The sequence below is a fragment of the Streptomyces sp. CB02923 genome, from assembly GCF_001905005.1.
Classification (GTDB): domain Bacteria; phylum Actinomycetota; class Actinomycetes; order Streptomycetales; family Streptomycetaceae; genus Streptomyces.
This window is the reverse complement of the sequence record NZ_LWKZ01000029.1, coordinates 12,351-24,764: the sequence shown is the minus strand read 5'-3', so window position 1 is coordinate 24,764 and position 12,414 is coordinate 12,351. Positions and strand designations below refer to the sequence as shown.

At 73.2% G+C, this 12,414-nt stretch carries 10 protein-coding genes; 8 read left to right on the top strand and 2 right to left on the bottom strand.

Annotated elements, in window-relative coordinates:
- The first annotated feature begins 41 nt into the window (after window positions 1-41).
- Together rpsI and glmM are read left to right on the top strand one after the other, a co-directional pair.
- Window positions 42-548, top strand: coding sequence for a 30S ribosomal protein S9 (gene rpsI, locus A6A06_RS39565; RefSeq protein ID WP_073768940.1), 507 nt, complete (start codon window positions 42-44; stop codon window positions 546-548).
- Window positions 549-690: 142 nt separating this feature from the next.
- Window positions 691-2,049 (top strand): phosphoglucosamine mutase, encoded by a 1,359-nt coding sequence (glmM, locus tag A6A06_RS39560; RefSeq protein WP_073768939.1) that lies wholly within the window; start codon window positions 691-693, stop codon window positions 2,047-2,049.
- A 121-nt stretch (window positions 2,050-2,170) separates the two neighbouring features.
- On the opposite strand, the gene coaA is transcribed toward glmM, so the two are convergent.
- Both coaA and A6A06_RS43680 read right to left on the bottom strand, forming a co-directional pair.
- Window positions 2,171-3,169, bottom strand: a complete 999-nt coding sequence (gene coaA / locus A6A06_RS39555; protein ID WP_073768937.1) for a type I pantothenate kinase — start codon at window positions 3,167-3,169, stop codon at window positions 2,171-2,173.
- Window positions 3,170-3,200: 31 nt separating this feature from the next.
- Complete coding sequence (locus A6A06_RS43680; protein ID WP_274535915.1) at window positions 3,201-3,323, bottom strand: hypothetical protein; 123 nt, start codon at window positions 3,321-3,323, stop codon at window positions 3,201-3,203.
- Here A6A06_RS43680 and glmS point away from each other — a divergent pair.
- The 6 genes from glmS to A6A06_RS39525 all read left to right on the top strand — a co-directional run bounded on the left by glmS (window position 3,322) and on the right by A6A06_RS39525 (window position 12,371).
- Window positions 3,322-5,169 (top strand): glutamine--fructose-6-phosphate transaminase (isomerizing), encoded by a 1,848-nt coding sequence (gene glmS / locus A6A06_RS39550; protein ID WP_073768935.1) that lies wholly within the window; start codon window positions 3,322-3,324, stop codon window positions 5,167-5,169. The two genes, A6A06_RS43680 and glmS, sit on opposite strands and share 2 nt — an antisense overlap.
- Entirely contained in the window at window positions 5,166-5,534 is a 369-nt protein-coding gene (locus A6A06_RS39545) for a holo-ACP synthase (RefSeq protein WP_073768933.1), read from the top strand. Before glmS ends, A6A06_RS39545 begins: the two co-directional genes overlap by 4 nt.
- 80 nt (window positions 5,535-5,614) lie before the next feature.
- Window positions 5,615-7,042: a bifunctional ADP-dependent NAD(P)H-hydrate dehydratase/NAD(P)H-hydrate epimerase gene (locus tag A6A06_RS39540; protein WP_073768931.1), complete on the top strand. Its 1,428-nt coding sequence runs from the start codon at window positions 5,615-5,617 to the stop codon at window positions 7,040-7,042.
- 176 nt (window positions 7,043-7,218) lie between these two features.
- Window positions 7,219-8,379: an alanine racemase gene (gene alr / locus A6A06_RS39535; RefSeq protein ID WP_073768929.1), complete on the top strand. Its 1,161-nt coding sequence runs from the start codon at window positions 7,219-7,221 to the stop codon at window positions 8,377-8,379.
- Window positions 8,376-9,683, top strand: coding sequence for an alpha/beta fold hydrolase (locus tag A6A06_RS39530; RefSeq protein WP_073768927.1), 1,308 nt, complete (start codon window positions 8,376-8,378; stop codon window positions 9,681-9,683). Before alr ends, A6A06_RS39530 begins: the two co-directional genes overlap by 4 nt.
- A 399-nt stretch (window positions 9,684-10,082) precedes the next feature.
- Window positions 10,083-12,371, top strand: a complete 2,289-nt coding sequence (locus tag A6A06_RS39525; protein WP_073768925.1) for a glycosyl hydrolase family 18 protein — start codon at window positions 10,083-10,085, stop codon at window positions 12,369-12,371.
- Window positions 12,372-12,414 lie beyond the last annotated feature (43 nt).

The window sequence follows — 12,414 nt, the reverse complement described above, 5'->3', positions numbered from 1 at the left end:
GTCCGGCCACCCCCTAAGACGAAGAGAATCTGAGGAGCATCGTGGCTGAGACCACCCCCGAGACCCCGCTGGACGAGGTCGAGGAGTACACCACCGAGACCGAGATTCCGCTGGAGGGTGAGTACACCTCCGAGTCGCTCGCGTCGCGCTTCGGCGACCCGCAGCCGGCTGCCGGCCTCGGCCGTCGCAAGAACGCCATCGCGCGCGTGCGGATCATCCCGGGCACCGGCCAGTGGAAGATCAACGGCCGCACCCTTGAGGGTTACTTCCCGAACAAGGTGCACCAGCAGGAAGTCAACGAGCCCTTCAAGGTGCTCGAACTCGACAACCGCTACGACGTGGTCGCCCGCATCTCCGGCGGCGGCATCTCCGGCCAGGCCGGCGCGCTGCGCCTGGGCGTGGCCCGTGCGCTGAACGAGGCGGACGAGGACAACAACCGCGGCGCCCTGAAGAAGGCCGGGTTCCTCAAGCGCGACGACCGTGCGGTCGAGCGCAAGAAGGCCGGTCTGAAGAAGGCCCGCAAGGCGCCGCAGTACAGCAAGCGCTAATTGCCGCTTGGCTGCTCGCGCAGCTCTTGGCGAACGCCCCGGTGGCACCATCCGTGCTGCCGGGGCGTTCGGCTATCCGGGACCAGCGGCGTATACCTGGACGCAATGCTCTGGTCCACGTACATCAACTCGGAGGACACCAGTGGGACGACTCTTCGGCACGGACGGTGTGCGCGGTGTCGCCAACGCGGATCTCACGGCGGAGCTGGCGCTCGGTCTGTCGGTCGCGGCGGCGCATGTGCTCGCGGAGGCCGGCACCTTTGAGGGCCACCGGCCGGTGGCCGTGGTCGGACGCGATCCGAGGGCGTCGGGGGAGTTCCTGGAGGCCGCCGTCGTCGCGGGCCTGGCCAGCGCGGGCGTGGACGTCCTGCGGGTCGGTGTGCTGCCGACCCCGGCCGTGGCGTACCTGACCGGGTCCCTCGGCGCGGACCTGGGCGTGATGCTCTCCGCCAGCCACAACCCGATGCCCGACAACGGCATCAAGTTCTTCGCCCGCGGCGGCCACAAGCTGGCCGACGAGCTGGAGGACCGCATCGAGCGCACGTACCGGTCGCACAGCTCCGGTGAGCCGTGGGAGCGGCCGACCGGCGCCGGCGTGGGCCGGGTCAAGGACTACGACCAGGGCTTCGACAACTACGTCGCCCATCTGGTGGGCGTGCTGCCCAACCGCCTGGACGGCCTGAAGGTCGTCATCGACGGCGCGCACGGCGCGGCGTCCCGCGTCTCCCCGGAGGCGTTCGCGCGGGCCGGCGCCGAGGTCGTCACCATCGGCACCGACCCCGACGGCCTGAACATCAACGACGACTGCGGCTCCACGCACCTCTCCGGCCTGCGCACCGCGGTCGTCGAGCACGGCGCGGACCTCGGCGTCGCGCACGACGGTGACGCGGACCGCTGCCTGGCGGTGGACCGCGACGGCAACGAGATCGACGGCGACCAGATCCTGGCCGTCCTCGCCCTCGGCATGCGCGAAGCAGGCACGCTGCGCAAGGACGCCGTCGTGGCGACCGTGATGTCCAACCTGGGCTTCAAGCTGGCGATGGAGCGCGAGGGCCTGACCTTCGTCCAGACGGCGGTCGGCGACCGCTACGTCCTGGAGGAGATGAAGGCCCAGGGCTACGCGCTCGGCGGCGAGCAGTCCGGCCACGTCATCGTGCTGGACCACGCGACGACCGGCGACGGCACGCTCACCGGCCTGATGCTGGCCGCCCGCGTCGCCGTGACCGGCCGCCCGCTGGGCGAGCTGGTGCGCGTCATGGAGCGCCTGCCGCAGGTCCTGGTGAACGTCCCGGACGTGGACAAGACCCGGGTCCGTACGTCGCCGGAGGTCACCTCGGCCGTCGCGGAGGCGGAGCGCGAGCTGGGCGCCACCGGGCGCGTACTGCTGCGCCCCTCGGGGACGGAGCCGCTGGTGCGGGTCATGGTCGAGGCCGCGGACATCGAGCAGGCGGGGGCCGTGGCCGGCCGTCTGGCGGATGCCGTGAAGTCGGCGCTGGGGTAGCAGGGACCAGGGGCGCCCCGGGGACGATCCCCGGGCGCGCCCTCAGGGGCGGACCCCGCTGACGGCCGGGGCAGGTCTCGTCGGCGTCGGGCCCGGAGCGTCTCCTCGCCGAGGGCGCGCCTCAGAGTTTGCGCAGTGACAGCCGCTGCACCTTGTGGTCGGGGCCCTTGCGCAGGACGAGGTTGGCGCGGCCGCGGTTCGGGGCGACGTTCTGTTCCAGGTTGGGCTTGTTGACGGTGCGCCAGATCATCCGCGCGTAGTCGAGGGCCTCGTCCTCGGACACCTGGGTGTACTTGCGGAAGTACGAGAACGGGTTCTGGAAGGCGGTCTCGCGCAGCTTGCGGAACCGGCCCAGGTACCAGCGCTCGATGTCCTCCGTCCGGGCGTCCACGTACACCGAGAAGTCGAAGAAGTCGGCGAGGCCGAGCCGGGTGCGGCCGTCCTTGCCGGGCAGGGCGGGCTGCAGGACGTTCAGGCCCTCGACGATCAGGATGTCGGGGCGGTGCACGGTCAGCCGCTCGCCCGGCACGATGTCGTAGATCAGGTGGGAGTAGACCGGCGCGCTGACCTCGGACTTGCCGGACTTCACGTCGGCGACGAAGCGGGTCAGCGCCCGGCGGTCGTACGACTCGGGGAAGCCCTTGCGCGACATCAGGCCGCGGCGGTGCAGTTCGGCGTTGGGGAACAGGAAGCCGTCGGTGGTGACCAGTTCGACGCGCGGGTGCTCCGGCCAGCGGGCCAGCAGCGCCTGGAGGAGCCGGGCGGTGGTGGACTTGCCGACCGCCACGCTGCCCGCGACCCCTATGACGAACGGGGTGCCGGGCTGCGCGCCGTGGCCGCCGCCCGCGTCGCCGAGGAAGGTGTTCAGGGCGCCGCGCAGGTTGCTGGACGCGCCGACGTACAGGTTGAGCAGGCGGGACAGCGGGAGGTAGACGTCGCGTACCTCGTCCAGGTCGATCACGTCGCCCAGGCCGCGCAGCCGCTCGACCTCCTCGGCGGTCAGCGGCAGCGGTGTCTTCTCCCGCAGGGCGCTCCACTCGGCGCGCGTCAGGTCGACGTACGGCGTGCGCTCGGCGCGGCGGCGGTGCTGCGACTCGGTCGGCTCTGTGGTGAGGGGCACGCGCCCATTGTCCGCAGGTCCGGCGGGCGGTTCACCTCGGGGTGGGGTTGTGGCCGCCCGGCGCGCGTGTCGGCGGGGCCCGCATCCGGTGCGCGTCGCCGTTGACCGGATGGAGCGCCGGTACGGGCCGGGTGGCCCCGTAGGCTGCCCTCATGTGCGGAATCGTGGGGTATGCGGGCGGCCGGTCCGCCCTGGACGTCGTGCTCACCGGGCTGAAGCGGCTGGAGTACCGCGGCTACGACTCGGCCGGGGTGGCCGTGCCCGCCGACGGCGGGCTGGCCGCGGCCAAGAAGGCGGGCAAACTCGCCAACCTGGAGAAGGAACTGGCGGACCGTCCGCTGCCCGCCGGGCCGACCGGGATCGGGCACACGCGGTGGGCCACGCACGGCGCGCCGACCGACGTCAACGCCCATCCGCACCTGGACAACGCCGGGCGCGTCGCCGTCGTCCACAACGGCATCATCGAGAACTTCGCGGCCCTGCGCGCCGAACTGGCCGGGCGCGGCCACACGCTGGCCTCCGAGACGGACACCGAAGTGGTCGGGCACCTCCTGGCGGAGAACTTCTCCTCCTGCGGTGACCTGGCCGAGGCGATGCGCCAGGTGTGCCGGCGGCTGGAGGGCGCGTTCACGCTGGTGGCGGTGCACGCGGACGCGCCGGACGTGGTGGTGGGCGCACGCCGCAACTCACCGCTGGTGGTGGGCATCGGCGAGGACGAGGCGTTCCTCGCGTCGGACGTGGCGGCGTTCATCTCGTACACCCGCGAGGCCGTCGAACTGGGCCAGGACCAGGTCGTGGAACTGCGCCGGGACGGGGTGACGGTCACCGGCTTCGACGGCGCGCCCGGGGAGGTGCGCAACTACCACGTGGACTGGGACGCGTCGGCCGCCGAGAAGGGCGGCTACGACTACTTCATGCTCAAGGAGATCGCCGAGCAGCCGAAGGCGGTCGCCGACACGCTGCTGGGCCGGGTGGACGAGTCCGGGGTGCTCTCGCTGGACGAGGTCCGCATCGACGACACGGTGCTGCGCGAGGCCACCAAGGTGGTGATAGTGGCCTGCGGTACGGCCTTCCACGCCGGGATGATCGCCAAGTACGCGATCGAGCACTGGACGCGTATCCCCTGCGAGGTGGAGCTGGCCAGCGAGTTCCGCTACCGCGACCCGATCCTGGACCCGCGCACCCTGGTCGTCGCCATCTCGCAGTCCGGCGAGACGATGGACACCCTGATGGCGGTACGGCACGCCCGTGAGCAGGGCGCGAAGGTGCTCGCGGTGTGCAACACCAACGGCTCGACGATCCCCCGCGAGTCGGACGCGGTGCTCTACACGCACGCGGGCCCCGAGGTCGCGGTCGCCTCGACCAAGGCGTTCCTGACGCAGCTGGTGGCCTGTTACCTCCTCGCCCTGTACCTGGGCCAGGTGCGCGGCACGCAGTGGGGCGACGAGATCCGGGCGGTGGTGCGCGAGCTGGCCGCGATCGGCACGCAGGTCGACGAGGTCCTGGGGACGATGGAGCCGGTACGGGAGCTGGCGCGCAGCCTCGCGGACAAGAACACGGTGCTGTTCCTGGGGCGGCACGTGGGCTATCCCGTCGCCCTGGAGGGCGCGCTGAAGCTGAAGGAACTCGCGTACATGCACGCGGAGGGCTTCGCGGCGGGCGAGCTGAAGCACGGGCCGATCGCGCTGATCGAGGAGGGCGTGCCGGTCGTCGTGGTCGTGCCGTCGCCGCGTGGGCGGTCCGTCCTGCACGACAAGATCGTCTCCAATATCCAGGAGATCCGGGCCCGGGGCGCGCTCACCATCGTGATCGCCGAGGAGGGCGACGAGACGGTCGTCCCGTACGCGGACCACCTCGTCCGCATCCCGCGCACGCCCACCCTGCTCCAGCCGATGGTCTCCACGGTGCCGCTCCAGGTCTTCGCCTGCGAACTGGCCACCGCGCGCGGCAACGAGGTCGACCAGCCGCGCAACCTCGCCAAGTCGGTGACCGTCGAATGATCATCGGGGTGGGGATCGACGTCGCCGAGATCGACCGGTTCGCGGCCGCGCTGGAGCGCACCCCGGACATGGCGACACGGCTGTTCGTCGAACGCGAGCTGACGCTGCCCAGCGGCGAGCGCCGCGGTATCGCCTCGCTCGCCGCGCGGTTCGCCGCCAAGGAGGCGGTGGCCAAGGCACTCGGCGCGCCCGCCGGGCTGCGGTGGACGGACGCGGAGGTGGCGGTGCTGGAGACCGGGCAGCCGATACTCAAGATCCGGGGCACGGTCGCCGAGCGGGCCGCGGAACTCGGCGTGCGCTCCTGGCACGTGTCGCTCAGTCACGACGCGGGCGTGGCCTCCGCGGTGGTCGTGGCCGAGGGCTGAGCGGCGCCCGCGCGGGCGGTCCGTACCCGGCCGGGCGAGCCGGGAGGAATGCCCGCGCCGGCCGGGGTGAGACTGGGGGCATGAGGACTGCGTTCAGCGTGGATGTCGTACGGGCGGCCGAGCGGGACCTGATGGCGCGGCTGCCCGAAGGAGCCCTGATGCAGCGGGCCGCCGCCGGGCTCGCGGTGGCCTGTGCGGAGCTGCTGGGGAGGGTGTACGGGTCCCGGGTCGTGCTGCTCGTGGGCAGCGGGGACAACGGCGGCGACGCGCTGTACGCGGGCGCCCGGCTGGCCCGGCGCGGCGCGGGCGTACGCGCCGTCCTGCTGTCACCGGACCGGGCCCACGCGGGCGGCCTGGCGGCACTGCGCGCGGCGGGCGGCCGGGTCTCCGGCGACGCCCTGGCCGACATCGCGCGGGCCGACCTCGTCGTGGACGGCATCGTCGGCATCGGCGGCAAGGGCGGGCTGCGGCCTGAGGCGGCCCGGCTGGCCGAAGCCGCCCGGCAGACCGTGGTGGCCTCCGTCGACCTGCCGAGCGGCGTGGACGCGGACACCGGGGAGGTGCGGGGGGACGCCGTACGGGCCGATGTGACGGTGACGTTCGGCGCGTACAAGCCGGGGCTGCTCATCGACCCCGCGCGCGAGTACGCGGGCGCGCTGCGGCTGGTGGACATCGGCCTGGACCTGCCCGGGGACGCCACGGCCGAGGCGCTCCAGTACGCGGACGTGGCGGAGCTGCTGCCCCGCCCCACGGCGGAGAGCGACAAGTACCGGCGCGGCGTGGTGGGCGTCGTCGCGGGCTCGGCGCGCTATCCGGGCGCGGCCGTCCTGGCGGTCTCCGGAGCGCTGCGGGGCGGCGCCGGGGCCGTACGGTACGTCGGCCCGGCGGCCGACGCCGTCCTCGCGCAGTTCCCGGAGACCCTGGTGCACGCCGGGCCCCCCTCGAAGGCGGGCCGGGTCCAGGCCTGGGTGATCGGCCCCGGCATCGGCGACGACGGCGACGCGATGGGGGACGTCCTCGACTCCGGCGTACCCGTCCTCGTGGACGCCGACGGGCTGCGCTTCCTGGACGCCGCACGGGTACGGGACCGCGGCGCGCCGACCCTGCTCACCCCGCACGCCGGAGAGGCCGCCGCCCTGCTCGGCACCGACCGGGCGGACGTCGAGGCGGCCCGCCTGCACTCCGTACGGGAACTGGCCGCACGGTACGGCGCCACCGCCCTCCTCAAGGGCTCCACGACCCTCGTCGCCGACGCGGCGGGCGGCCCCGTACGCGCCAACCCCACCGGCACGGGATGGCTGGCCACCGCCGGGAGCGGCGACGTGCTGTCCGGACTGACCGGCTCACTGCTGGCCGCCGGCCTGCCCGCGCGCGACGCGGCCGCCGCCGGCGCGTACCTGCACGGCCTGGCCGCCCGCCTGGCGGCCACCCCGGACGGCGCGCCGATCCTGGCGACGGACGTGGCCGGCGCGCTGGGCGCGGCCTGGCGCGACATCAGCCGCTTCTGAGGGCGCCGGGCGGACGGCCGTGGTCTTGCGGGGCGTACGGCCGTGGTCCGCGCCCGGCGCACGGCCGCGTACCGCGGGGCGCCGCCCGGAGCGCCCGGCGGCCCGTACCCCGTGCCCCGTACCCGGGCGCGCCCGCCTCTCCCGGCCCCAACACCCCGTTCTGCGACACTGGGTGGATGAACCACACAGCCATGCGGGCCCGTGCGGCCGTCGACCTCGCCGCTGTGCGCTCCAACGTGCGGGCGCTGCGGGCCCGTGCGCCGCGGGCCGAGCTGATGGCCGTGGTGAAGTCCGACGGGTACGGCCACGGCGCGGTGCGGTGCGCGCGGGCCGCCCGCGAGGCCGGGGCCTCATGGCTGGGCACCGCGCTCCCCGAGGAGGCGTTCGCGCTGCGCGCCGCGGGCGACACGGGGCGGCTGATGTGCTGGCTGTGGACGCCCGGCGGGCCCTGGCGGGAGGCGGTCGAGCAGGACATCGACGTGTCGGTCAGCGGGATGTGGGCGCTGCACGAGGTGACCGCGGCGGCGCGGGCGTGCGGCCGTACCGCCCGCGTCCAGCTGAAGATCGACACGGGACTGGGGCGCAGCGGCTGCCAGCCCGCCGACTGGCCCGAGCTGGTCACCGCCGCGCGCGCCGCCGAGGCCGAGGGCGCGATACGGGTCACCGGCGTCTGGTCGCACTTCGCCTGCGCCGACGAGCCCGGACACCCCTCCATCGACGCGCAGCTCGCGGTCTTCGCCGAGGCCGACGCGGTGGTCCGCCGGGCCGGCCTGGACCCCGAGGTGCGCCACCACGCCAACACCCCGGCGCTGCTCAGCCTCCCGCAGGCGCACTTCGACCTGGTGCGCGCCGGGATCGGCATCTACGGCATCTCGCCCAGCCCGGAGATGGGCGTGCCGCAGGACCACGGGCTGCGTCCGGCGATGACGCTGGAGGCGTCGCTGGCGTCGGTCAAGCACGTACCCGGCGGCCACGGCGTCTCGTACGGGCACCGCTACACGACGTCCGGTGAGACCACGCTCGCCCTCGTCCCGCTCGGCTACGCCGACGGCATCCCCCGCCATGCCTCGAACAGCGGACCGGTGCTGGTCGCGGGCAAATGGCGGACGGTCGCCGGGACCATCGCGATGGATCAGTTCGTGGTCGATCTCGGCGGGGACCCGGCCCAGGTGGGAGACGTGGCCGTGCTGTTCGGCCCGGGGGACCGGGGCGAGCCGACCGCCGAGGACTGGGCGCGTGCGACGGGCACCATCGGGTATGAGATCGTCACGCGGATCGGTACCCGGGTGCCACGCGTCTATGTTGACGAGCGCGCGGACACGGGGAGCGGGACATGAGCGACAGGACGGGGGCGGCCTCCGACGCCGCGATCGACGCGGCGGAAGCGGCGGCCGGAGCGGCCACGGCGGTCGGCAACTGGACGCGGGCGGGACGCCACGCGGGCATCGCGGGCGCCGCGATCGGTGTGGTCGCGGCCGGTGCGGCGGCGGGCGTGGCCATCGAACGGCTGACGGTCGGCCGGGGCGTACGGCGCAAGGCGCGGCTCGCGCTGGACGCGGCGGGCCCGTACGGGACGCTGCGCGGCACACCGGGCACGGCGGTGGCCGAGGACGGCACGGAGCTGTATTACGAGATCGACGAGCCGGGCGACGGGCCTGCCGGGCGGGCGGGCCACGGCGGCCAGGACGGCAAGGGCGGTAAAGGCGGTAAGGGCGGCAAGACCGGTGCCGCGCGCCGCAAGCGGCTGCTGGGGCTGCTGGGGCGCCGCTCCGAAGCGCCCACGGTCGTCTTCAGCCACGGCTACTGCCTGAGCCAGGACTCCTGGCACTTCCAGCGCGCGGCCCTGCGCGGCGCCGTGCGCAGCGTCCACTGGGACCAGCGCAGCCACGGCCGCTCGGAGCGCGGCAGGTCCCAGCGCGAGGGCACCGAGCCGCTCACCATCGACCTGCTCGGCCGGGACCTGAAGGCGGTGCTGGACGCCACCGTGCCCGAGGGGCCGATCGTGCTGGTCGGGCACTCCATGGGCGGCATGACGATGATGGCGCTGGCCGACCAGTACCCGGAGTTCGTCGCGGAGCGGGTCGTCGGCGTGGCGCTGATCGGCACCTCGGCGGGCCGGCTCAGCGAGGTCGCCTTCGGGCTGCCGTCGCTGGGCGTCAAGGCGTTCCACCGCCTGGCGCCGGGCGTGCTCAGGGCGCTGGGCGCACAGAGCGAGCTGGTCGAGAAGGGCCGGCGGGCGACCGCCGACCTCTTCGCCGGGCTGATCAAGCGCTATTCGTTCGGTACGCCGAAGGAGGTGGACCCGGGGGTGGCGCGGTTCGCCGAGCGGCTGATCGAGGCCACGCCGATCGATGTCGTCGCCGAGTTCTTCCCGGCCTTCGCCGTGCACGACAAGACCGAGGCGCTGGTGGCGTTCGACCCCGTACCGGCGCTGGTGCTGGCCGGTGACCGGGACCTGATCACCCCGTCCGACCACAGCGAGACCATCGCCGGGCTGCTGCCCGGCGCGGATTCGGTGTGCGAGGCGGGGGCGGGACACATGGTGATGCTGGAGCGCCCCGAGGTGGTCACCGGCCATCTGGAGACGCTGATCGAGCGGGCTGCGGCGACAGCGGCGGCGGCGCGGTCGGCGCGCGCGTAGAGCGCATACCCCTGAAGACGCACCGTAACCAGCCGTGACCCGCCGCCTCGCGGGGTGGTACGACCGGTCCGCTGTCCATGCCGCGGGTCGGTACGGCCGGTCCACCGTCCATGCCGCGGGTCGGTACGGCCGGTCCACCGTCCATGCCGCGGGGCGGTACGGCCGGCCCGCCGTCCACGCCCCCCGGCGGTGTCGTCGCGCGTCTCCGCAGGCGTACCCCTGACGCCACCATCCCCCAACTACCCCTGTAGCCCCGCCTGTTGACGTGTTGGTCCAGACCTTTTATGGTGCGACTGCCATCCGGCACCCGGCGGCACCACACCCGCCACCCTGGCGCGCGGCCGGGTATGCGCACTTCGGTTCTCACTCCCTGTACCACCCACACTCACAGGGGTGCCCATGAAAGACCGGCGCAGATTCCGCAGCAGAGCCGCGGCCCTGCTCACCGCATTGATCTTGTCCGTGGCCGCCGTGCTGACCGGCCCGGCGGCCCCCGCCCAGGCGGCGGGAACCCTCACCGCGGCCTTCTCCGCCCAGGAAAACGGCTCCTGGTGGAAAGGCACCTATGTCGTCCGCAACGGCGGTTCCGCCGCCGTCACCGGCTGGACACTGGAGTTCGACCTGCCGGCCGGTGTCACCATCAGCGGGCACTACAACGGCGACGCCACCGTCACCGGCCGCCACGTGACGGTCAAGAACGCCCACTACAACGCGAACGTCCCGGCCGGCGGCAGCACCGAACCGTTCAGCTACTGGTTCATCGCCAGCGGCCCCGTCGGCACCCCCGCGACCTGCACCGTCAACGGGGACAAGTGCGACGGCACCCCGGACGTACCGCCGTCCGCGCCCGGCACACCCGCGGTCACCGCCACCACGGCGCGCAGCGTCTCGCTGAGCTGGCCGGCCGCCACCCAGGGCGACTACCCGGTCACCTCCTACGAGGTGCTCAGCGAGGGCCGTCCGGTCGCCACCTCCGCGGGCACGACCGCGACCGTGAGTGGCCTGACCCCGGCCACCCGCTACACGTTCACCGTCCGGGCGAAGGACCGGCGCGGCAACACCGGGCCGTTGAGCGCGCCCGTGACCGCGAACACCGTGGACCCGGCGAGCGACCCGGTGCCGCCGACCGCGCCCGGCGGCCTGCGCCGTACCGCGACGACTTCCTCCAGCGTCTCCCTGGCCTGGGACAAGGCCACCGACAATGTCGGCGTGGTCGCGTACGACGTCTACCGGGGCGCCGATCTGGCCACCACCGTTTCCGGCGGCACCACGGCCGCCACGGTCGACGGCCTGACGCCCGCCACCTCGTACACCTTCACCGTCAAGGCACGCGACGCGGCCGAGAACGCCTCGCCCGCCTCCAACGCCCTGACCGTCACCACGGACGACGTGGCCGGGCCCGGCAAGTATCTGAAGGTCGGGTACTTCGCGCAGTGGGGCATCTACGGACGCCAGTACTTCGTCAAGAACCTCGACACCTCGGGCGCCGCCGCCAGACTCGACGTCATCAACTACGCCTTCGCCAACATCGACCCCAAGAACCTCACCTGCCTGGCCGGCGTGACCAAGGGCGTCTCGGGCAATCCGCAGGACCCGGACGAGGGCACCGGCGCGGGTGACGCGGACGCCGACTACGGGCGCGCGTTCCCCGCCGCGCAGTCGGTCGACGGGGTGGCCGACGACGGCTGGGGCAAGCTGCGCGGCAACTTCAACCAGCTCAAGAAGCTCAAGGCCAAGCACCCGCACCTGAAGGTGGTGATGTCGCTCGGCGGCTGGACGTACTCGAAGTTCTTCTCCGACGCGGCGGCCACCGACGCCTCCCGCAAGAAGTTCGCCGCCTCCTGCGTCGACGTGTGGATCAAGGGCAACCTGCCCGCCTACAACGGCGCGGGCGGCCCCGGAACGGGCGCGGGCATCTTCGACGGCATCGACCTGGACTGGGAGTGGCCGGGCGCCGAAGGCCATCCGGGCAACCACTACAGCCCGGCCGACAAGGCCAACCTCGCGCTGCTGATCAAGGAGTTCCGCCGGCAGCTCGACGCGCTGGGCGGCGAGCACAAGCTGCTGACCGCCTTCACGCCCGCCGACCCCGTCAAGATCCAGCAGGGCTGGGACCTGTCCACGATCTTCGAGTCGCTGGACTACGCCAACGTCCAGGGCTACGACTTCCACGGCTCGGGCAGCGACAACTCCTGGGAGCCCAAGCGCACCGGCCACCAGGCCAACCTCTACCGCGACACGCAGGACCCGTACGACTTCCACTTCAGCGTCGAGAACGCCGTCAAGGTGTACCTGGACGCGGGAATCAGCCCGCGCAAACTGACCATCGGCTTCCCGTTCTACGGCCGTGGCTGGAAGACCGTCGCGGAAGGCGGCGTACACGGCGAATGGCAGGCGGCGGACGGCGCGGCCCCGGGCCAGTTCCCGGAGGAGGCGGGCATCCGGGGTTACCAGAACCTCCTGGTCAACGTCCCCAACATGACCGTCCACCACGACGAGCAGTCCATCTCCACGTACGGCTACACCGGCGCGAACGGCCAGTGGTGGTCGTTCGACGACACCTGGTCGATCGGGAAGAAGACGGACTGGCTCAAGTCCAAGGGACTGCTGGGGGCCATGATCTGGGAAATGTCCGGTGACACCCCGACGGGCACGCTGATGAGGGCCGTCGACAGCGGGCTGCCCTAACCGAGGCCCGCACGGCCGCAGGGCGGGGCCCGGACCCGGGCCC